Annotated in this window: 18 protein-coding genes; all 18 read left to right on the top strand. The window is 47.4% G+C overall.

Annotation, left to right across the window (positions count from 1 at the left end; genetic code table 11):
* The first annotated feature begins 17 nt into the window (after positions 1–17).
* The 18 genes from MHB43_RS22645 to MHB43_RS22560 all read left to right on the top strand — a co-directional run bounded on the left by MHB43_RS22645 (position 18) and on the right by MHB43_RS22560 (position 23,213).
* Entirely contained in the window at positions 18–899 is an 882-nt protein-coding gene (locus tag MHB43_RS22645) for an ABC transporter permease (protein WP_370511422.1), read from the top strand.
* 17 nt (positions 900–916) lie between these two features.
* Positions 917–2,686: an ABC transporter ATP-binding protein gene (locus MHB43_RS22640; protein WP_091028470.1), complete on the top strand. Its 1,770-nt coding sequence runs from the start codon at positions 917–919 to the stop codon at positions 2,684–2,686.
* A 157-nt stretch (positions 2,687–2,843) separates the two neighbouring features.
* Positions 2,844–4,475, top strand: a complete 1,632-nt coding sequence (gene bshC / locus MHB43_RS22635; RefSeq protein ID WP_405130468.1) for a bacillithiol biosynthesis cysteine-adding enzyme BshC — start codon at positions 2,844–2,846, stop codon at positions 4,473–4,475.
* A gap of 44 nt (positions 4,476–4,519) precedes the next feature.
* Entirely contained in the window at positions 4,520–5,785 is a 1,266-nt protein-coding gene (locus MHB43_RS22630) for an adenosylhomocysteinase (RefSeq protein ID WP_047843755.1), read from the top strand.
* Between the two features lie 273 nt (positions 5,786–6,058).
* Positions 6,059–6,496 carry a division/cell wall cluster transcriptional repressor MraZ gene (gene mraZ / locus MHB43_RS22625; RefSeq protein ID WP_017687291.1) on the top strand — a complete coding sequence of 146 codons (438 nt, stop codon included), beginning with the start codon at positions 6,059–6,061 and terminating at the stop codon, positions 6,494–6,496.
* An 18-nt stretch (positions 6,497–6,514) separates the two neighbouring features.
* Entirely contained in the window at positions 6,515–7,465 is a 951-nt protein-coding gene (gene rsmH, locus MHB43_RS22620; RefSeq protein ID WP_036614882.1) for a 16S rRNA (cytosine(1402)-N(4))-methyltransferase RsmH, read from the top strand.
* A gap of 27 nt (positions 7,466–7,492) precedes the next feature.
* Positions 7,493–7,921, top strand: a complete 429-nt coding sequence (locus tag MHB43_RS22615; protein WP_339177983.1) for a hypothetical protein — start codon at positions 7,493–7,495, stop codon at positions 7,919–7,921.
* Positions 7,922–7,933: 12 nt separating this feature from the next.
* A complete protein-coding gene (locus MHB43_RS22610; protein WP_339177980.1) occupies positions 7,934–10,276 on the top strand; it encodes a penicillin-binding transpeptidase domain-containing protein in 2,343 nt (780 codons plus the stop codon).
* Positions 10,277–10,370: 94 nt separating this feature from the next.
* Positions 10,371–12,323 carry a stage V sporulation protein D gene (locus tag MHB43_RS22605; protein WP_237174383.1) on the top strand — a complete coding sequence of 651 codons (1,953 nt, stop codon included), beginning with the start codon at positions 10,371–10,373 and terminating at the stop codon, positions 12,321–12,323.
* Positions 12,324–12,462: 139 nt separating this feature from the next.
* Entirely contained in the window at positions 12,463–13,950 is a 1,488-nt protein-coding gene (locus MHB43_RS22600) for a UDP-N-acetylmuramoyl-L-alanyl-D-glutamate--2,6-diaminopimelate ligase (RefSeq protein WP_339185427.1), read from the top strand.
* Positions 13,950–15,362 carry a UDP-N-acetylmuramoyl-tripeptide--D-alanyl-D-alanine ligase gene (murF, locus tag MHB43_RS22595; protein ID WP_339185426.1) on the top strand — a complete coding sequence of 471 codons (1,413 nt, stop codon included), beginning with the start codon at positions 13,950–13,952 and terminating at the stop codon, positions 15,360–15,362. The genes MHB43_RS22600 and murF overlap by 1 nt, the downstream gene beginning before the upstream one ends.
* Positions 15,363–15,374: 12 nt before the next feature.
* On the top strand, positions 15,375–16,343 hold the full coding sequence (gene mraY / locus MHB43_RS22590; RefSeq protein ID WP_047843751.1) for a phospho-N-acetylmuramoyl-pentapeptide-transferase: 969 nt from the start codon (positions 15,375–15,377) through the stop codon (positions 16,341–16,343).
* A gap of 3 nt (positions 16,344–16,346) precedes the next feature.
* Complete coding sequence (gene murD / locus MHB43_RS22585) at positions 16,347–17,768, top strand: UDP-N-acetylmuramoyl-L-alanine--D-glutamate ligase (protein ID WP_405118022.1); 1,422 nt, start codon at positions 16,347–16,349, stop codon at positions 17,766–17,768.
* A gap of 48 nt (positions 17,769–17,816) precedes the next feature.
* Positions 17,817–18,914 (top strand): stage V sporulation protein E, encoded by a 1,098-nt coding sequence (gene spoVE, locus MHB43_RS22580; RefSeq protein ID WP_405118021.1) that lies wholly within the window; start codon positions 17,817–17,819, stop codon positions 18,912–18,914.
* Between the two features lie 7 nt (positions 18,915–18,921).
* On the top strand, positions 18,922–20,031 hold the full coding sequence (gene murG, locus MHB43_RS22575) for an undecaprenyldiphospho-muramoylpentapeptide beta-N-acetylglucosaminyltransferase (RefSeq protein ID WP_076211539.1): 1,110 nt from the start codon (positions 18,922–18,924) through the stop codon (positions 20,029–20,031).
* Between the two features lie 149 nt (positions 20,032–20,180).
* Positions 20,181–21,086, top strand: a complete 906-nt coding sequence (gene murB, locus MHB43_RS22570) for a UDP-N-acetylmuramate dehydrogenase (RefSeq protein ID WP_221822038.1) — start codon at positions 20,181–20,183, stop codon at positions 21,084–21,086.
* Between the two features lie 17 nt (positions 21,087–21,103).
* A complete protein-coding gene (murA, locus tag MHB43_RS22565) occupies positions 21,104–22,387 on the top strand; it encodes a UDP-N-acetylglucosamine 1-carboxyvinyltransferase (RefSeq protein WP_221822039.1) in 1,284 nt (427 codons plus the stop codon).
* Between the two features lie 58 nt (positions 22,388–22,445).
* A complete protein-coding gene (locus tag MHB43_RS22560; RefSeq protein WP_091014077.1) occupies positions 22,446–23,213 on the top strand; it encodes a cell division protein FtsQ/DivIB in 768 nt (255 codons plus the stop codon).
* The last annotated feature ends 49 nt before the right edge of the window (positions 23,214–23,262 follow it).

Raw genomic sequence — 23,262 nt, 5'->3', positions numbered from 1 at the left:
AAACGGCGAACACGAACCTGACTAGTCAGGCAGCGGTTAAACCGCAAGAAAGTGTATCCCTTTTTAAAGATGCCATGTACAGACTTGCAACCAATAAGGCTGCAATGATCAGTCTGAGCGTGTTGGTTCTTGTCGTGATTTTCTCTTTGATTGGTCCAACTTCTTTGTTTACAAGTTATAATTATTATTCCAATGATTTGTTGAATGCCAATGCAGCACCGAGTGCGGAGCACTGGTTCGGTACGGACGAGCTTGGTCGCGACGTGTGGGTAAGAACTTGGGTAGGAGCACGTGTATCCCTTACTGTAGGTTTGGCCGCAGCCTTGATTGACCTTGTTATCGGGGTTATTTATGGAGCGATCATGGGTTTCTACGGTGGACGTGTAGATGGAATTATGAACAAGTTTTCTGAAATCCTCTACTCCTTGCCGTACATGCTTGTTGTAATTTTGTTGCTGGTTGTACTGGAACCAAGTCTAACAACGATTATCATTGCCCTCACCATCACAGGCTGGATCAGCATGTCATGGATTGTGCGTGGTGAAATTATGCAACTCAAAAACAGAGACTTTATTCTTGCTGCAAGGTCCATGGGAGCAAGCACAGGGCGTCAATTGTTCCGTCATTTGTTGCCCAATGCAATAGGACCGATTCTTGTAACATTGACGTTGTCCATTCCAAATGCAATCTTTGCCGAAGCGTTCCTGAGCTTCCTTGGATTGGGTGTATCAGCACCAAGATCTTCACTAGGTTCTATGATCAATGATGCACTTACAGGCTGGACGCTATTCCCGTGGCGGATGTGGTTCCCAGCAGGTCTGATGGTTCTTACAATGCTTGCATTTAACTTGCTCGGAGACGGTCTGCGTGACGCACTCGATCCGAAATTACGTAAATAGAAACAGGAGGTGGGATTATGGAGCCGATTTTAACTGTCAAAGACCTGAGTGTGTCGTTCTCAACACGTTCTGGTGAATTTGATGCCGTTAAACATGTGAGTTTTGAACTTGGCAAAGGAGAGACGCTGGGGATCGTAGGTGAATCGGGTAGTGGTAAGAGTGTTACCGCCCAAACCATCATGAAATTGATTCCCTCCCCGCCTTCGAAGGTCAAAAGCGGAGAAATTACTTTTCACGGGCAAGACCTGCTGAATAAGACAGACAAACAAATGGAAGCGATTCGTGGTAAAGATATCGGTATGATCTTCCAAGATCCAATGACTTCATTGAATCCTACCATTAAAATTGGTAAACAAATTACCGAAGTATTGCGCAAGCACCAGAACATGTCCAAACAAGCGGCGAATAAAGCGGCTTTGGAGATGCTTGAACTTGTAGGTATTAAAAATGCGGCTATTCGCATGAATCATTATCCACACCAATTCTCTGGTGGTATGCGTCAGCGTGCCATGATTGCGATCGCACTTGCATGTCGTCCATCCCTTCTGATAGCGGATGAACCGACAACTGCACTTGACGTTACAATTCAGGCTCAAATTCTGGATGTCATGAAAGACATGCAGCAAAAGCTGGGAACATCGATCATGCTGATTACGCATGACCTTGGTGTCGTAGCGGGTATGTGTGACCGTGTTGTTGTTATGAAGGAAGGCGAAGTTGTTGAAACAGGAACAACTGCTGAAATCTTTAGTAACCCTCAACATCCATACACCATTAAATTGCTGAATGCTTTGCCTCGTCTGGACGAGCCCAAAAAGGAAAAACCAGCTCCGGCTGGTATTATCAAAGGCAGCAATAAGCCTCTGGTACAAGTGAAAAACTTGAAACAGTACTTTAATTTGGGTAAAGGTAACATTCTCAAAGCGGTCAATGACGTAAGCTTTGATATCTTTGAAGGTGAAACACTTGGCGTTGTAGGCGAGTCTGGCTGTGGTAAATCCACAACAGGTCGTACGATTCTGCGTCTTTATGAGCCAACTGGCGGAAATGTTAACTTCAACGGAACGGATATCTACAAGTTGTCCCCGCGCAAAATGAAAGAAATGCGTAAAGATATGCAGATGATCTTCCAAGATCCATATGCATCTCTTAACCCGCGTTTCAATGTTATGGATATTATCGGGGAGTCCCTCGATATTCATGGTCTGGCTTCCAGCTCTAAAGAGCGCAAGAGACGAGTGGAGGAACTGCTTGATCTGGTAGGTTTGAATCCAAGTCATGCTCTTCGTTATCCACATGAATTCTCCGGTGGTCAAAGACAACGGATCGGGATTGCGCGTGCACTTGCTGTAGACCCTAAATTCATCATCTGTGATGAGCCATTGTCTGCACTGGATGTATCCATTCAGGCGCAGGTCGTGAAATTGCTTGAAGAACTTCAGCAACGTCTCGGCTTGACTTACCTGTTTATCGCGCATGACTTGTCGATGGTTAAACATATCAGTGACCGTGTCGCTGTAATGTACATGGGTAAAGTGGTTGAGCTCGCAGAAAGTGAAGAACTGTATGCGAACCCTATCCACCCTTATACCAAAACATTGCTCTCAGCAATCCCTGTACCTGATCCGGAAGTGGAAGCGAACAAACGTCGCATCTTGCTGCCGGAAGAGCATATGAGCCCGATTCAGAATGGATCTGGTGGTCCTGCAAATGACCCGTACAACCTGGAAAATGCTCAATTGATTGAGGTTTCCAAAGGTCACTGGGTTGCAGAACCTTACGTATAACAGGAACCTTAAAGCGATATGCTATTATTGATGTATTAAGAGCCGCCGACTTGTTCGGCGGTTTTTTTCGTATTTTAATCACTTTCTTTTGACGAAGCGGCCTTGAATTCGGTACAATCAAGAAAGGCTCTTTGAAGCAGAATAGGAGGCAGACCTCATGAACGGTATTACCGAGGCACTCCGCAGCGGATCAAGACTTGCAGAAGATTATATCTGTTCAAGAGATGCTGCGCGTGGCCTTTACGAGTATGACATTCGCTGGGAATCAGGACTTCAGGCGCGTGCCGAGTGGCTGGACCAATCGGAAAACACACGTATCGATCGTCGTGATCTGGCAGAGTATTTACGTATATATAATAAGCGGGTGAACGACCATGGAGAGGTTCATGCGTCCATCACACGTCTTGCAGAACAAGATGCACTAGTGGTTACAGGAGGACAGCAGAGCGGTCTGCTCACCGGACCACTGTTCGTCATATACAAAGCCGCCAGTGTAGTGGCAGCTGCGCGTGAAGCGGAAGAAAGACTTCAACGCCCGGTAGTCCCAGTATTTTGGATTGCCGGTGAAGACCATGACTGGGATGAGGTTAACCACACATATTTGCCTGATCATCAGGGAGACATGAAGAAGGTTAAGTTACAAGGGCGATTCGCAGGAAGGGATTCTGTGAGTAATGTTCATGTGGATACGCAGCAGTGGATGAATGTACTCGAACAGGTGGAACATCTTTTACCTGATACGATACATAAACCAGGACTGATGAAATGTATCACAGAGATCCATCAATCTAGTTCAAATCTGAGTGATGCATTTGCCCGCATGATATCTGCCTTGTTTGCCAGCAGTGGACTTGTTCTAATGGATGCATCGGATCCAGATTTACGCAGATTGGAACAGCCCGTGTTTGAGCGGTTGATACGAAAAAATGAAGTGCTGCGCAGCGCATACACACAAGGTGCTTCGCTGGTACAACAAGCTGGTTATGCTATGCCTGCCGAAGTAGCAGAGGATGGAGCCAATCTGTTCTACATTCATGAAGGTGCGCGTCTACTCTTGTTGTTGAAGGACGGGTTATATAGTGATCGCAAAGGTTTGGTTTCTTTCACAGAGGAACGTTTGCTTCAGGAACTGGGAGAACATCCGGAGCGCTTCAGTAACAACGTATTGACACGACCATTAATGCAAGATTCCGTGCTGCCTGTAGCCGCAGTTATTTTGGGGCAAGGTGAAATTGCATATTGGGGTTTGACTCGGGAAGCATTCCGTCAGTTCGGACTGCAAATGCCCATTTTGTTGCCGCGGTTGTCTTTCACCATTATGGAAGATATTCATCACAAACATATGAAACAATATGGACTTTCTTTTCAGGATGTTCAATATCATATGGAAGAAAAGAAAGAGCAGTGGCTCGCACAGCAGGAGACGTTCCAGGTAGATGAACAGTTTGACAAGGTTCAGGAAGCGTTTCTTGATCTGTATGGACCGTTGCTTGATGAGATCGCGGAGATTCATCCGGGGCTGGAACGAATTGGCGATACCAATTTGAGTAAAATCAACGAGCAAATGCAGTATCTGAAACAGCAGACTCACAAAGCTATCGAAGATAAACACAATGTGAGTCTAAGGCACTGGAACGGCATTCAGAACTCCTTATTCCCAACGGGCAAACCACAGGAACGAGTACATAATGCACTCTTTTACCTGAATCGTTATGGCACCGAGTGGATCGATGAACTGATTAAGGACTCAAGTGAATTCCTTGGAGAGCATAAGGTTATTGCACTGTAGAGCCCTTTATAATAGAAGAAACACATAAATGAGGAGGATATGAAATGACTACACCTGCATTGCAAAACAGTATTGTTAAAGATATGGGACTCGCTTCAGAGGGTCACCTGAAAATTGATTGGGTAGAAGCGCATATGCCGGTACTGAACCGCATTCGTCGCCAGTTCGAACAGGATCTGCCCTTCAAAGGTTTGAAGGTTGCGATTTGTCTTCATCTGGAAGCGAAAACAGCTTACTTGGCAAAAGTGATCCAAGCGGGTGGTGCAGAAGTAACAATTACGCATAGCAATCCATTGTCTACACAAGATGATGTTTGCGCAGCATTGGTGGAAGACGGCGTTACGGTGTATGCGAAGTACAATCCGGAGCCGGCGGAATTCAAATCATTGCAACTGCGTGCGCTTGAGGTGAAGCCTGATCTCATTATTGATGATGGTGGAGACTTTGCAACCATTATTGCATCCGAGCGCCCTGACCTCGCAGCAACAATTCGCGGAGGAGCAGAAGAAACGACAACGGGTATTATTCGTTTGAAAGCATTGGCGAAAGAAGGCCAATTGAAGTTTCCGATGGTTGCGGTTAATGACGCATACTGCAAGTATCTGTTTGACAATCGCTACGGTACGGGACAATCTGCATTCGACGGGATTATTCGTACAACCAACCTGGTTATCGCTGGTAAAAACGTAGTGGTAGCAGGTTATGGCTGGTGTGGTAAAGGTGTAGCGATGCGCGCCAAAGGTCTTGGTGCAAATGTGATCGTAACCGAGATCGATCCAATCAAAGCGGTAGAAGCACACATGGATGGGTTCCGGGTCATGACGATGGTGGAAGCCGCCAAATTGGGTGATTTCTTTATTGCAGTTACAGGCAATAAGGATGTTATCACAGGTGAGCATTACGATGTGATGAAGGACGGAGCGATCCTGAGTAATGCAGGTCACTTTGATGTTGAAGTGAATAAACCTGAATTGGCTAAACGTTCCGAATCGATTCGCACAGTTCGTCGCAACATTGAGGAATATCGTTTTAAAGACGGTCGTAAAATGTACCTTCTTGCAGAAGGTCGTCTTGTAAACCTGGGCGCAGCAGATGGTCACCCTGCCGAAATCATGGATACGACGTTTGCTCTGCAGGCACTTGGTCTGCGTTATGTAAGTGAGAATTATGAAAACTTGGGTAAAAACGTTGTTAATGTACCTTATGATATTGACCAGCAAGTTGCCAGCTATAAACTTGAAAGCCTGAATATTGGCATCGACTCCTTGTCAGCTGAGCAAGAGAAATACCTGGATAGCTGGAAATTTTAAGCTTTATCCAATAATTACAAGCTGATGAAATGGTTCAATAGGTATAGAATGGTTTATTGATGATATGGCTCATGTGCGGGTAGACATACGATTGCCCGTTTAAGGGAAGCGTCTTTGATCCTGAGTGACAGGATCAAGGGCGTTTTTTTATGCTGAAAAATTAAAAAATCAAGTCATGCAAGAAGGGTTTTGATTTTTTTGTGCGAATCTATTATGCTTAGGTGGTGGAAAGTGGGGCAAAGTGGGAGAAACGGGTGAGGAGTGAGTGGGCCAATGTTTATGGGGGAGTTCCAACATAGCATTGATGATAAGGGTCGGGTTATCATTCCGGCTAAATTCCGCGAATCTCTGGGACCGTCTTTCGTTGTCACACGGGGTTTGGACCAGTGTCTTTTCGTGTACCCCATGGAGGAGTGGGGGGTCATGGAACAGAAGCTCAAAGCACTGCCATTGATGAAATCTGATGCACGTGCGTTTACCCGTTTTTTTTTCTCGGGTGCAACCGAATGTGAACTGGACAAACAGGGCAGGGTAAATCTGCCGGGCAATTTAAGAGAGTATGCCAAGCTGGACAAGGATTGTGTTGTTCTTGGCGTGTCAAACCGGGTGGAGATTTGGAGCAAAGGCATATGGGAGAGTTATTTCAATCAATCCGAAGAAGCATTCAACGACATTGCCGAAAAGCTGGTCGATTTTAATTTTGATTTATAAAGTCAGGAGGGGTGCAGGTTGTTTCACCACATAACCGTACTCAAAGAAGAGGCAACAGAGGGATTAAACATCAAGCAGGACGGTATATACGTGGACTGCACTTTAGGCGGTGGCGGACATAGCTCCGTGATTGCTTCCAAGCTCGGTCCAGGGGGACGTCTGATCGCACTTGATCAGGATGATTGGGCTTTGGATAATGCTCGCGAGAAGCTCGCAGCTTATGGAGAACGTGTAACATTGGTGAAAACCAATTTTCGAGATCTGGAACAGGTACTCAAGGATCTGGATGTACCAATGAAGGATGGTGCACCACAGGTCGACGGTATTTTGTACGACTTGGGTGTGTCATCTCCGCAATTTGATGAAGGAGAACGTGGATTCAGCTACAATCACGATGCTCCGCTCGATATGCGAATGGACCAGGATGCAATGCTGACGGCCAAAGAGATTGTGAATGAGTGGCCAGAAGAAGAGATTGCTCGAATTTTGTATCGCTATGGTGAAGAGAAGTTTTCGAGAAGAATTGCCCGTGTTATCGTCGGAAAACGAGCGCAGTCTACCATTGAGACGACAGGTGAACTCGTGGAACTGATCAAGGAAGGCATCCCGGCGGCAGCTCGCCGTACGGGTGGACATCCTGCCAAACGTAGCTTCCAGGCATTACGCATTGCCGTCAACGATGAGTTGGGTGCTTTTGAAGAAGGCTTGCATCAGGCTGTTCGTTGTCTGGCACCAGGAGGACGTGTATCTGTTATTACCTTCCACTCCCTTGAGGATCGGATATGTAAACAGATTTTCAGCAGTTATCTGGAAAAATGTACATGTCCACCCGATTTTCCGTTGTGTGTATGCGGCGGCAAAGGGACCCTGCGTTTAGTTAACAGAAAACCGTTGATTCCAACGGAAACGGAATTGACCGAAAATTCACGTGCTCGTTCAGCCAAGCTGCGCGTAGCCGAGAAATTGTAGATCAAGAGTGGAGGAGAGAATCGGAGTATGGCATATACACGTGGTAATCTCGCTGTAAAAGAAAAAGCGTCCCAGGAACGTGTGACCCAGCAACGATACAAAGAAACCACCAAAGTGGTGACCCGTCGTACGGGTCTTCCGGCACGCGAGAAGATTCTGTATCTGATTACCTTATTTGCAGTTATCCTGGTTGGAGGAGCCTTGATGTCTCGTTATGCTCATATCTATGATCTGAACAAGCAGGCTCAGTCCACTATTTCGGATATCAAAGGGTATGAAAAGACGATTGCAGACCTGCAGGTGGAAAAAGAAACATTGAACAACCAGGTCATCGAAAATGCAAAACAACTTGGTTACGTTGAAGCATCCGGTAAGGATGTCATTTATGTACCTCGCTCAACAAGTACGAATTCAACTGGTACTGAGTCGTCCTCGAATACAGCAAGCAGTAAGTAAAGAGGTGTTCCGATGATAAAAAGAATAAAGATGCGCACGTTGCTTATAGGGGGATGTATTACCCTCTTTTTTCTTGTACTCGTAACCCGAATCTTTTTCATTCAAGTTGTGAATGGCGGTGTATGGCAGGAACGGGCAGCCGGTTTGGTAGAGCGGGAACAGACGATTAAGGCTGCACGTGGAACGATTACGGATCGAAACGGTAACATTTTGGCTACTGACGCGCCTGCGTATACGGTTTCCGTTAATCCGTTATTAATTAATGAACTCGGAATCCAGGATGTTGTTACGGAGAAACTCTCTGCCCTTCTTGGGAAAAATGAGAGTGAGATGCGTGCTTTGGTCACAGCGAAGAAAAAAGATGGTGAGTTTTTTCAACAGCGTGAAGTACGCAGTGAAGGATATAAAATAAGTCCTGAACTTGCGGCACAAGTCAACGAGTTGCGTGAAGAACTGCAAGATGAATATAAGGCGCGTAATGCAATTGTGATGGCTCAGGAGTCGAAGCGTTTTTACCCTGAAGAAACACTTGCTTCTCACCTCTTGGGATATATGAGCCGTGATGGGAAAGCTGTCAATGGACTTGAAGTCTCATATGATGAAGCACTGACAGGTACAGATGGATATCTGAATTATCAGAAAGATGCCAAAGGCATCAAACTTCCGGATTCACAGGATAACTATCTGCCACCTCAGAACGGTAAGAACCTTACGCTGACCATCGATGATACGATCCAGTTCTACATTGAGGATGCAATGAAAGAAGCCGTTGCCAAGTATAATCCATTGAGCATGACGGTCATTGCTGCGGACCCAAATACGATGGAGATTCTAGGGATGGCGAACTGGCCAACCTTTAACCCAAATACGTATGGAAGTACACCTGATCAAAGAAATTTTATTAACCATGCTACGCAATCCATCTATGAGCCAGGGAGTACATTCAAAATAGTTACGCTAGCAGGGGCTGTTGAAGAAAAACTTTTCGATCCCAATGCAAGTTTTGAATCCAAACGCATGTATATCGGTGGTTTCCCCATTAGTGATAATGGTCATGCCTATGGTTGGATCTCGTATCTAGAAGGTGTTAAACGGTCAAGTAACATTGCTTTTGTTAACTTGGGTTACAACATGCTTGGCGGTGAACGTCTGCGTCATTACATAGACGAATTCGGTTTCGGCAAAAAGACGGGTATTGATCTGCCGAACGAGGCAGCGTCCCCGATCAAGCCACTGGTTTACAAATCCGAGATTGCTACTGCTGCTTACGGACACGGTCTTGTACAGGTAACACCAATTCAACAGGTCGCAGCAATCTCTGCGATTGCCAACGGCGGCAAATTGCTGGAGCCACATCTGGTGAAGGAGATCAAGAACCCGAATGATGGGACAACGGAAGTGATCAAACCCAAAGTTGTTCGTCAGGTGATTTCCAAGGAATCTTCCAAACTGGTGAGTGGTTATCTGGAACAAGTCGTTGCAGACCAAACGATTGGTACGGGTCGTAACGCCTATATTGAAGGTTACCGTGTAGCTGGTAAGACAGGTACGGCAAGAAAAGTTGTTAACGGAGCATACAGCAAGTCGAAAGACGTTGTATCGTTTATTGGATTCGCGCCCGTGAATAATCCGAAGATTGCTATACTTGTTGTCATTGACCAACCGGATGGAACCAACATTGGGGGAGGAACCGCAGCTGCCCCGGTGTTCAAAAAGATTGTCAGCCAGACTCTTCAATACATGGGAATACCCAAAGATACAGCCAAAACTCCTGACAAAAAGTCAAAAGAAGTCTCTGTCGTGCAAGCCAAGGCGCCTGACTTGAGTGGCAAGACAGCCAAACAAGCCAGAAGCCAGCTTCTAAGCGCAGGAATTGCTTATGTGACTCTTGGTCAAGGTGATAATGTAATTCGGCAGTATCCGGTTGCTGGCGCCTCTATGAATCCAGGCCAACGAATCTATCTGCTAACGGAAGAAAGCAGCAAGATGAAGATTCCCGATCTAACAGGTGAATCTCTCCGTGATGCCCTTGAAGTACTTTCTCTCATGAAGGTGGGGGTTACGGTCAAGGGTGAGGGCTATGTGGTGAAGCAAACGGAGCAGGTCGCAGGTGAGCAGAGAACTGTACAGTTGAACTTGCAAACTGCCAAAGCTGCAGTGACAGGTATAGCCGATGAGGCTCCAATCTCTTCTGATCCGTCGTCAGAAGCTGAAGTGAAGGAACAAGAGGCTTCGGCCGGAGAAGCTAAAACCGACGAAACAGACGGAACAGAAGAAACAGATAACAACAAAGCTCCTGCCAATGAATCCGAATCCTCTGATGATCCAGCAACAAACGGAGCTTCGCTTCCTTAGAGAGCTCTGACAGCTTGTTCTAACCCCCGGTTGTCCTGAATATTCATGAATGGAACGAATGTCATGATTTTGGGACGAGTGGGGGGATCTTTTCGTGAAGGGATCAAGCGTAAATCTGCGACGCAGGTTGCTATGGAGTTTAATGATTTTAGTTTTGTTATTTTCGGCCCTGATGATCAGGCTTGCTTATGTACAGCTCGGGGAAGGCCCTGAATTGTCAGCAAAAGCAGAAGAATCCTGGCGGCGTAATATTCCTTACTCAGCCAAGCGGGGGGAGATCCTGGATCGAAATGGAACCTCTCTGGCCTATAATGTGACAACACCAACCATTATGGCCATTCCGGCTCAGGTTAAAGAAGCTGAATCGACAGCTAAAGCGCTGGCCCCATTGCTTGGGATGACGGAAGAAAAAGTGCTGGCAACCATCAAGAAACGAGAACTCATTGTACGACTACAACCCGGCGGCCGCAAAATTACGATGGAGAAAGCTCAGCGCATCCGTGATTTGAAGCTTCCGGGTATCGTTGTTGCTGAGGACAATAAACGTTTTTATCCTTATGACGATTTGGCTGCCCATATTCTTGGTTTTACGGGCATTGATAATCAGGGCTTAACGGGTGTTGAGAAGAAATATGATGATAAGCTGAATGGTTTGAATGGCAGTGTGTCCTACTTGTCCGATGCGGCCGGAAGGCTAATGCCGGGCTCATCCGAGAAGTATGTGGAACCGAAGGACGGCCTTAACCTCAAGCTGACCATTGATAAATCCATTCAGTCCATCATGGAGAGAGAACTGGATCAGGCCATGGTGAAGTTCCAGGCGAACTCAGCATTGGCCATAGCGATGAATCCCAAAACGGGTGAAATCTTGGGGATGTCCAGCAGGCCGGGATACGAACCTGCCGATTATCAGCAATATCCAGCCGAGATATACAATCGGAATTTGCCGATCTGGATGACCTACGAACCGGGTTCCACATTTAAGATCATTACCTTGGCGGCGGCGCTTGAAGAGAAAAAGGTCAATCTGCAACAGGATCAATTTTTTGATCCCGGATATGTTGAGGTGGGTGGAGCCCGTCTACGTTGCTGGAAAAAGGGCGGCCACGGAAGTCAAACTTTCCTGCAGGTGGTTGAGAACTCGTGTAACCCGGGCTTTGTGGCTTTGGGGCAGAGGCTCGGCAAAGAATCGTTGTTCTCCTACATTAAAGACTTCGGCTTTGGTACCAAAACAGGGATTGACCTCAGCGGAGAAGCCAGTGGAATTCTGTTCAAACTGTCCAGAGTGGGACCTGTCGAGCTTGCAACAACGGCTTTTGGTCAAGGCGTATCGGTAACGCCCATTCAGCAAGTAGCTGCTGTGTCAGCGGCCATCAATGGGGGTAAACTTTACAAGCCTTATGTTACAAAAGCGTGGGTCCATCCGGTCACGGGAGAAGTCATGGAAGAAGCCAAGCCGGAACTGGTTCGTCAGGTGATCTCGGAGAATACATCCAAACAAGTACGTGAAGCACTCGAGAGTGTTGTCGCAAAAGGTACCGGGCGTCCGGCATTCATTGATGGATACCGGGTCGGTGGCAAAACAGGTACAGCCCAGAAGGTTATCAACGGACGTTATTCCTCGACTGAGCATATTGTATCCTTTATCGGGTTTGCACCGGCAGATGACCCACAGATTGTCGTCTATACGGCAGTTGATAATCCCAAAGGAATTCAGTTCGGAGGTGTGGTTGCCGCCCCGATTGTGCAGAACATCCTTGAAGATGCTTTGCATTATATGAATGTCCCTGTTCGGAAGGATCAGGTCGCCAAAGAATACAAGTATGGTGAAACCAAAATCGTGACAGTCCCAGACCTGACAGGAGCTACTGTTGAAGATCTGTACGAAGACCTGAACATGAATTTTATGCTGGCGAAGTCTGGCAGTGGTAAATACGTGATTAATCAGGCACCCAAACCTGGGGCGAGGGTAGATCAGGGATCAACCATCCGCATATATATGGGGGATGTTCTGAACGATGCACATGATCACACAAAGGATGAATAACAGGGCTTAGGGGTAGTTTGAGCTTCAAGCGCAACAAAATTCATCCAAGTGCGTTTCATTATTGGGTTGTATTGACGATATTAATAAATACAGACATATGTTAAAACAGAAGTATAATTGGAAAAGTGAGGTTATTCATGTGCTTTTAAAACAATTTGCATCGATGCTGACCACCGCCCGCCTCGTGGGCGAATCAAATACAGAATGCCAAAACCTTCAGACAGATTCCCGGCAGGTAAAACCGGGTGATCTGTTTATCTGTCTTCCGGGACATACGGTAGATGGTCATGATTATGCAGAAAAAGCTGTAAATGCGGGTGCAGTCGCATTGGTGGTTGAACGGCTGCTGGATCTGCCTGTACCACAATTGCTGGTGAAGGACAGCCGGTTTGCGATGGCTGTTCTGGCAGATTTCTTTTTTGACTCGCCAAGCCAAAAAATGAATATGATTGGTGTAACGGGAACGAACGGAAAAACAACGACCACCTATTTGATTGAAAAAATCATGAGTGATTACGGACGCAAGACGGGATTGATCGGCACTATTCAAATGCGGTATGACGGTCGCACCTACCCGATGTCAGGAACAACACCAGAGGCGCTTGATCTGCAGCGTAGTCTGCATGATATGGTTCAGAAGGGTACGGACTGCTGTGTTATGGAAGTTTCTTCTCACGCATTGGAACAAGGGCGAGTAAAGGGAACAAATTTCCGTACTGCGGTATTCACTAACCTGACGCAGGATCATCTGGACTACCACCATTCCATGGAGGAATATCGCGGGGCCAAAGGATTGTTCTTTGCACGTCTGGGTAACGGTTATACAGAAGATGTTTCACAGCGCAAATTCGCTGTCATCAATGCAGATGATCCGGCTGCGGCTTATTTCATCTCTGTGACTGCGGCTGAAGTGATTACATATGGCATGGGTGAAAAGGCGGATGTACGCGCATCCCAAATCTCAATTACATCTCAGGGAACTTCTTTCCATGTGGATACATTTGCAGGCAACGCGGATATTCGATTGCGCATGGTAGGTAAATTCAATGTGTACAATGCAATGGCAGCCATCTCTGCAGCGCTGGTGGAAGGTATTCCGCTGGAAGAGATCAAGCGCAGTCTGGAGACGGTTCCGGGCGTGGATGGACGTGTTGAAGGAGTGGACGAAGGACAGCCATTTGCTGTTATTGTCGATTATGCCCATACACCGGATGGACTGGAGAATGTGCTGCGGACGGTGAAGGAATTTGCCGAAGGACGTGTGATCTGTGTGTTTGGCTGTGGTGGTGACAGGGACCGTACCAAACGCCCTCTCATGGGGAAAATTGCTGCGAATTATAGTGATTTTGTACTGGTTACTTCCGATAATCCACGGACAGAAGATCCGGATCTGATTCTCAAAGACATTGAACAGGGCCTGATTGAAGAATCCGTTCCTGCTGAACGTTATACGATGATTGTGGATCGGCGCCAGGCGATTCATGAAGCTATTGAAATGGCAAGCCCAGCCGATGTAGTATTGATTGCGGGCAAGGGTCACGAGACCTATCAGATTATCGGCACAACCAAAACCGATTTTGATGACCGAATCATAGCCAAAGAAGCGATAAGGGGCAAATCCAATTGATAAAAAGAACATTGGCACAATTGGCCGAGATGTGTGGAGGAACATTAAGTGACGTTGCTGCTCATGGCAATGTAATGGTGGAAGGAGTGTTTACCGATTCGCGTAAACCTCTGGAAGGCAGTTTGTTTATCCCGCTAGTGGGTGAAAGGTTTGACGGACACGAATTTGTGCAAGCCTGTCTGGAGAAGGGGGCTGCAGGCGCGATCTGGCAAAAGGATCATGGTATTCCGCCGCAAGGAGCTGTCATTGTTGTTGACGACACACTTGTTGCACTGCAAGCACTCGCATCTGCTTATCTAACGGAGAATAAAGCGGCTGTAGTCGGCATTACAGGCAGCAACGGCAAGACAACAACAAAGGACATCGTTGATGCCATTCTCTCAACGACGTTCAAAGTGCATAAGACGCAAGGCAACTTCAATAATCACATTGGTTTACCACTGACTGTACTAAGCATGGACCCGGATACCGAGATTATCATTTTGGAGATGGGTATGAGTGGTCGCGGGGAAATTAACGATTTGTCAGTTATTGCTCAGCCAGATGTAGCGATTATAACCAATATTGGTGAATCTCATCTGCTTCAGCTAGGGTCCAGATTGGAGATTGCCAGAGCCAAAGCTGAGATTGCCGCGGGATTGAAGCCTGGCGGGTTACTGATCTACAACGGAGACGAGCCTTTAATTGCACAAGTCCTTGAAGAGCCCGCAACGAAACAACCTGATGGATTGCAGCGGTTTACATTTGGTCTGCAAACCGATAATGATGACTATCCTACCGGACTTATGAATGCACAGAACGGCGTAGTTTTCACCACCAAACAGTCTGGAGAACATGCATTTACGCTACCTCTGCTAGGAACGCATAATGTCGTTAACTGTCTGGCTGCTTTGGCTGTAGCCCGTCATTTCAAAGTGACAACGGAGCAGATTGCCGCGGGATTGTCTCGCTTGAAACTGACAGGCATGCGTATTGAGGTTACTCAAGGCGTTAGTGGTCTAACCTTGCTGAATGATGCATACAATGCAAGTCCAACCTCCATGAAGGCCGCAATCGATGTACTAGAAGGTCTGAAAGGATACCGCATGAAAGTGGCTGTGCTTGGTGATATGCTTGAACTTGGTCCTCAGGAGCAGAATCTGCATCTTGGAATTGGGGAGTATATTACCTCTGCCAAAATGGACATGGTGCTCGTATATGGCCCGCTATCAGCACATATTGCTGAAGGAGCAAGAAAGCATATGCCGGCAGAGGCTGTGCATGCTTTTATAGATAAAGAAGAAATGACCCGTTATCTACTGGAGAAACTACATCCCAGAGACGTTGTCTTGTTCAAAGCCTCAAGAGGCATGAAGCTGGAGGACGTGGTCGAAGCACTACAAATAGCACCATTACAGAATCGAGTAGACTAGAGGGGTGAACCCATGGATTTTCAGGTATTACTGTTAACAATCGGTGTTTCATTTATTCTGGCGGTGATTGCCGCACCGCTCCTGATTCCGCTGTTACGTCGAATGAAATTCGGACAGCAAGTTAGGGAAGATGGGCCTCAGAGCCATTTGAAAAAAAGCGGAACACCTACAATGGGTGGAGTCGTCATTTTAGTTGCGTTCACATTGGCCTTTTTGAAATTTTCGGCAGTCAAGAATACAGACTTTTATGTCTTGCTCGTGGCTACGCTGGGATTTGGGCTGATTGGCTTCCTGGATGATTACATCAAAATTGTGTTCAAACGTTCGCTGGGACTGACGGCCAGACAAAAAATGCTGGGCCAATTGTTCTTCAGTGCAGTGATGTGTTTCTTGTTGATCCAGAATGGACACAGCACAGCCATCTCTATTCCGGGTACGTCATTCTCGTTTGACTGGACCGGATGGTTCTATTATCCGTTTGTTGTATTCATGATGCTTGCCATTACCAATGCGGTTAACTTTACCGACGGTCTGGATGGTTTGCTGTCAGGGGTAAGTGCCATTGCCTTTGGCGCGTTTGCCATTGTGGCGATGCAAGCCACGTCGATGCCGGCAGCAGTGTGTGCAGCAGCGATGATCGGAGCCGTACTCGGTTTTCTGGTATACAATGCACATCCGGCCAAAGTGTTTATGGGAGACACCGGTTCTCTGGGGATTGGCGGTGCGATTGGTGCGGTAGCGATTGTAACCAAGACGGAGCTTCTATTTGTCATCATTGGCGGTATTTTTGTTATCGAAATCCTGTCTGTCATCATTCAAGTGGTATCTTTCAAGACTCGTGGCAAGCGTGTATTCAAAATGAGCCCCATTCACCATCACTTTGAATTAAGTGGTTGGTCAGAATGGCGGGTTGTTATTACCTTTTGGGCGGTAGGCGCAATTTTGGCCGCTCTTGGACTTTATCTCAACAAGGGGTTGTAGATCATGAATCATCCTGAATCATATCGCGGACAACAAGTAGTCGTGCTCGGATTGGCCAAAAGCGGCGTACAGGTCGCCAAAGTGCTGGATCGCGCCGGAGCGAAGGTTACAGTAAATGACATAAAAGAGAGAGATCAATGTCCCGAAGCTTCCGAATTGGAGGCTTTGGGAATTTCTGTTGTATGCGGAGGACATCCGGATGATCTGATTCACAGTGGTGTGAAGCTGGTCGTTAAAAACCCGGGTATCCCATACCATGCAGCTCCTGTGCAGCAAGCTATGGCATTGGGCATTGAAGTGGTGACCGAAGTAGAGGTTGCTTATCATCTATGTGCTGCACCCATGATCGGGATTACGGGCTCCAACGGTAAAACAACAACCACCACGTGGGTGGGTAAAATGTTGGAGCATGCCGGCCTCAAACCGATTGTTGCCGGTAATATCGGAACACCTCTCTGTGAAGCGGCAGAGCAAGCTTCTCCAGATAACTGGATGGTTGTTGAGCTTAGCAGTTTCCAACTTAAAGGAACGGTTGATTTCCGTCCTCGGATTGCCAGCTTGCTTAACGTTGCAGAGACGCATCTGGACTATCACGGGAACATGGATGATTATGTGGCTTCCAAAGCGAAACTGTTCGCGAATCAGCAGCCTGACGACGTGGCCATTCTGAATTGGGATGATGCGGTATGTCGTGGTCTAGTTCCTTACATCAAAGGCAGATTGCTTCCCTTCTCAATGATTGAGAAGTTGGATGTAGGTGTGTATGCAGATCCTCCTTATGTGGATGGAGAAGAGGATGATGTGAAGCGTCAGATTATCTACGCGGATGAAAAGGGAAATCACCACACCATTATTGACATCGAGAACATTGGCATCGCTGGACGATTCAATGTGGAAAATGCAATGGCCGCTGTGGCCATTGCCGTAGCGGCAGGAGCTGATCCAGCAGTGCTGGCTGCTCCACTTGCAGATTTCAAGGCGGTTGAACACCGACTTGAATATGTTCTAGAGCATAATGGCTCTGCGTACTACAACAACTCCAAAGCGACCAATTCAAAGGCTACGGTCATGGCCCTGAATTCGTTCAAGGAACCGGTCGTATTGATTGCAGGAGGGCTGGATCGTGGATCAGACATGATGGAGTTGTTGCCCTTGTTCCAGGAACGGGTAAAAGCTGTCGTTGCAATTGGTGAGACACGGACAAAAATTGCCAAGGTCGCGGAACTTGCCGGATTAAAGCAAATTAAGGTCGTCGATAATGAGGAGGACGCTGCCCGGACGTTAACCGTTGCTGTGCAGGAAGCATCGAAGCTTGCCAGTGCCGGTGATGTCGTTTTGTTATCCCCGGCATGTGCAAGTTGGGACATGTTTGGTTCCTATGAAGAGCGGGGACGCATTTTTAAAGAGGCGGCGCATAACTTGTAAGTAGGGGGGTGGAAAAGCCCCTACTTCCATGCAAGGGGTGGCCTCCTGATGAAACAGACGCGACCGGCACCAGATATTTGGTTGCTGATTTGTATTTTGGCATTGCTTGCCATCGGCATTATTATGGTATATAGTGCGGGCTCGGTGCTTGCCTTTCATGACTATGGCGATTCATTTTATTTTGTAAAAAGACAGGCCCTGTTTGCGGTGCTTGGGCTTGCGGCCATGTTCGTAACTGCTAATGTAGACTACCGGGTGTGGAGGAAATATGCCAAGCCTATACTGATTGCCTGTTTTATTATGCTCATTGCGGTGCTCATTCCTGGAATTGGTGTGGTTCGCGGTGGCGCACGAAGTTGGCTGGGCATTGGTTCGTTCGGTATTCAGCCTTCAGAATTCATGAAGCTGGGCATGATTCTGTTTCTCGCTCACTGGCTGAGCAAGGAACCGGGTAAAATCAAAACCTTCACATCGGGGCTTCTGCCACCGCTGGGATTGATCGGGTTGGCTTTTGGGATTATTATGCTGCAACCTGATTTGGGGACTGGCACCGTGATGATGGGCGCATCGATGCTTATTATTTTCACAGCCGGAGCGCGAATGAAACATCTGAGCTTGCTTGCTCTTGGTGGCGTAGCGGGGTTTGCAGCTTTGATTGCAGCAGCACCCTATCGGTTGCAGCGTATCACAGCGTTTTTGGACCCGTGGTCCGATCCACTGGGTGCCGGATATCAGATCATTCAATCCTTATACGCGATTGGTCCTGGTGGACTGGCGGGATTGGGACTGGGTATGAGCCGGCAGAAGTACAGTTATGTACCAGAACCGCAAACGGACTTTATTTTTAGTATTTTGGCCGAAGAACTCGGCTTTATAGGTGGAATGATTGTATTATTTTTGTTTCTGGTGCTGGTGTGGAGAGGAATGCGTGTAGCCATGACCGTTCCGGATGCCTTCGGCAGTCTGCTTGGTGTTGGTATCGTAGGTATGGTCGCCGTACAGGTCATTATTAACATTGGTGTTGTCATTGGCATGATGCCTGTTACGGGGATTACATTGCCTCTGATCAGTTACGGTGGATCATCTTTGACCCTCATGCTCACAGCACTGGGCATTTTAGTGAATTTATCCCGTTATGCGAGGTGACTATGCGATGCGAGTCGTTCTTAGCGGTGGCGGTACGGGTGGACATATCTATCCGGCCGTTGCCATAGCAAGACAATGCGAGGCGGAGAACCCGGACTCGACATTTCTATACATCGGAGGAACCAGAGGGCTTGAAAGCAAGCTGGTTCCCCAAGAAAATATTCCTTTTAAATCCATTGATATTACGGGATTTCGGCGGAAATTGTCCATCGACAACCTGAAAACGGTCATGCGTTTCATTCAAGGTGTACGCAAGTCCAAAAAAATGCTGAAGGAATTCAAACCGGATGTTGTGATTGGTACAGGTGGATATGTATGTGGACCTGTGGTATACGCAGCAACAAAACTGGGAATTCCGAGTATAATTCATGAACAGAACGCCATTCCTGGTCTGACGAACAAATTTTTGATGCGTTATGTGGACACGGTTGCCGTTAGCTTTGAAGGTTCTGAAAAATCGTTTTCCGGCGCAAAAAAGGTGATCTACACCGGTAATCCGCGAGCGACTACGGTAGCCCAGGCTAGCCGTGATCGTGGTTTTGCCACGTTAGGTGTACCGATGAACAGCCGTGTTGTTCTTGTGGTTGGTGGCAGTCGCGGGGCAAAAGCAATCAATCAGGCTATGGTGGACATGGCTCCAATGCTGGATCAACTGGACGATGTACATGTCGTTTACGTGACAGGGGATACCTATTTTGATGAAACGCGTGAAGCCATTCGCAGCTCATTGGGTACGATGCCAAACCACCTGCATGTCCTGCCTTACGTGCATAATATGCCTGAGGTGCTTGCCTGCACATCCTTGATTGTAAACCGCGCAGGTGCATCATTCCTTGCGGAGATTACATCCCTGGGAATTCCTTCGATCCTGATTCCGTCACCTAACGTGACTAATAATCATCAGGAAGCCAATGCACGCACGCTTGAAGGTGGAGGCGCATCACTCACGATGCTGGAGAAGGAGCTTACAGGCAAAGTCCTGTATGAAGCCATTGCCAAGATTATGAATGATGAATCGGGACGCAAACGAATGGCTGAAGCCTCCCGGAAACTGGGGAAACCCGATGCAGCTGAAGTGCTTGTTCATGAAATTCAGCGTCTTGCTGCACGCCGATAAAGTGTGTTTGTGGGCGATTGTCACACACAAGACGGGGCTGACATAAGATACCGTATAAATCGTGACCATCGTTCCATGGCGCCAGAGCACGGTCTGTAACAACAGAATATACCGTGTTCATCGGTTTTGAAGCAAAGGAGGAAGCAAACATGCATCAGTGGATATCGTTACTATCCCAGAATAATGTTGGCAGAGTTCTTGAAAACGAATCGCTAGCCAAATACACCACATGGAAGATCGGCGGTCCTGCGGATGCACTGGTCATTCCCGAGAATAAAGAGCAGATGATGAATCTCGTTCAATTGCTTCACACGTATCAGATTCCGTGGATGCAACTTGGACGGGGCTCAAACATGCTGGTGTCAGACAAAGGAATACGCGGTATTGTGGTGAAACCAGGCGAGGGCTTTGATTATGCCGAATTTCACGAAGGCGGTGTAACCGCCGGAGCGGCGCATTCTTTTGTTAAACTCAGTGTGGTTGCTGCCAAAAAGGAATGGACCGGTCTGGAATTCGGCAGCGGTATCCCCGGCACTGTTGGTGGAGCTGTGTACATGAATGCAGGCGCGCATGGATCGGATGTGTCACGGATATTCAAATTCGCTGAGATTGTACTGGAGACAGGGGAATTGGTACGTTACAGCAAGGAGGACATGGATTTTGCCTATCGCCACTCTGTTCTGCATGATCGGAGAGGCATTGTGCTGGAAGCAACATTTGAACTCCAGCATGGAGAGCGCAACGTCATTTCGGAAACGATGGCGGCTTACAAAGATCGCCGGCGCCGCACACAGCCACTGCAGATGGCATGTGCAGGTAGTGTATTCCGAAATCCACCGGGTGATCATGCAGCCCGCCTGATTGAAGCAGCAGGGCTGAAAGGAATGACCCAGGGAGGCGCACAGGTATCCACCATGCATGCCAATTTCATTGTTAATACAGGCCAAGCAACAGCAGAGGACGTTATCACCCTAATGCAGCAGATACAGAGCACTATATCATCTCAAAACGGTATTAACCTGGTACCGGAAGTCTTCGTAGTGGGTGAGCGGTAAACCCCGGAGGTGATACATTGGACAAATTGGTGATTGAAGGCGGGAAACCCCTCTCAGGATCCATACGCATCCATGGAGCAAAAAATGCCGCTTTACCGATTATGGCCGCAAGTTTGTTGGCAGATGGAGAAGTTACACTGCATAACGTTCCACACTTGCTGGACATTGAAGTGATGCTGTATATCCTGGAACGGCTTGGATGCACGTGTCGGCATGAACAGGGAACAGTGACGATTAATACCTCGTCTATCCGGTCATATGATGTGCCAGAAGATCTAATGAAGCAGATGCGCTCTTCCATTTTTTTGATGGGACCATTGCTGGCTAAGTTTGGGCAAGTGTCAGTGTATCAGCCAGGTGGTTGTGCCATTGGAGAACGCAAAATTGATCTTCACCTCCGGGGCCTGGAAGCGCTCGGAGCCTTGATTGAAGAGCAGGACCAACAGATTATCTGTCATGGGCACAATCTGGTGGGTACAGATATTCATCTGGATTTCCCGAGTGTGGGAGCAACCGAGAATATCATGATGGCAGCCGTTCTGGCTAAAGGCACGACAACCATTTGCAACGCGGCAAGAGAACCTGAAATCCAGGACCTGCAACACTTTTTGAATGCTATGGGTGCAAGCATTATTGGTGCAGGAACGGATACAATTACGATCAATGGCGTTGAGGAACTGAAGCCTTGTTCCTATGAGATTATACCGGATCGAATCGTTGCCGGAACCGTAATGATTGCAGCAGCAGCAACACGAGGCAATGTTACGCTTACACACTGCAATCCTGCTCATCTTACTTCACTTATACATGTATTGAAGCGCACTGGTGTTCAAATCACAGTCTGCAATGATATAATGACGGTGAGCTGTATGAGCCGTCCCAAATCAGTAGACCGTATTGTGACTTCTCCGTATCCTTCGTTTCCGACAGATTTGCAATCGCAAATCATGGTGCTGCTCAGTCTGGCAGACGGATTCAGTGTGATGAAGGAAACGGTATTCGAGGGCCGGTTCAAACATGTGGATGAACTGAATGTGATGGGGGCTGATATTTCAGTCGATCTGAACGCAGCATTTATCCGTGGTGTTCCCCGTCTGTACGGGGCTACAGTAGAAGCAACCGATCTTCGTGCAGGTGCAGCTCTGGTCATTGCTGGTCTGGCTGCTCAAGGCAAAACGGTTGTGGAGCAAGTGCATCATATTGACCGGGGCTACGATCAGATCGAGAAGTTATTCCAAAGTCTTGGAGCATCGGTTGAGCGTCAGTCGCCCGTTTCGAAACAGTTGGATTTTGCCAATTAACGTCCTTGGAGTCCCCTTCTTGAAGGGAGGGGACCTGAGGCTTTGTGGAGCGCTACTTATGCCTAAAAGTCAAATTCCGGTTCTGAAGAAGAATCGGCCAAAAGGAAACACAAGCCGCAAAATTGTAATTATTCTCTTATTATTATTTATTGTTTTGCTCGCTGTACTATTCTTTCGTTCTTCCATGAGTCGGATTTCGGCAATTGAAATTACGGGTAATGTATATACAGCAACTTCAGAACTGCTGGAGAAAAGCGGGCTGAAAGAAGGCGAACAATTTTTTGGGACAAGTACTGCCGAGGTTATTGAGCGTCTCAAGACCATCAAGGCGATTTCCACCGTTACCGTGGACAAGCAATTTCCGGGTATTATTCATATCAAGGTTCAGGAATATGCCACGGTTGCTTATGAGCTTGGTTCTGACGGTACGTTAAAAGCGATATTAGCCAGTGGGACAAGCTTGACGGTTCCGGCAACAATTGGCGTTGCTGTGGAGAAGCCCATATTGACCCAATGGAAGGCTGATGATCCACTCAAAGCCAAACTGAGCCAGACACTGGCTAAAATTCCAAATGAATTGACGACGGATATTTCGGAAATTATTCCGAACCCAACGCCTTCATTTCCGGATCAGATTCGGATGTATACCAAATCGCAGTTTGAAGTGATTACAACCGTCTCTCTTTTATCGGATAAAGTGGAGTATCTGAATCAGGTGATTGAGACCGAACGGCCTGGGAAAATCACCATGCTTGAGGCAGATACCTATGTCCCTTTCATCCCGGATGATCCCGAAGATGATGCTGAACCAGGAGCAACCCCCTGATCTTTGCCATTATGAGGCTGGACTGAATATGAAAGCCTAGGCAGGTCGG

Source organism: Paenibacillus sp. FSL H8-0317 (assembly GCF_045040685.1).
In the GTDB taxonomy this organism is placed as follows: domain Bacteria; phylum Bacillota; class Bacilli; order Paenibacillales; family Paenibacillaceae; genus Paenibacillus.
The sequence above is the reverse complement of the archived record's forward strand: the minus strand, read 5'-3'. Positions and strand labels throughout refer to the sequence as shown.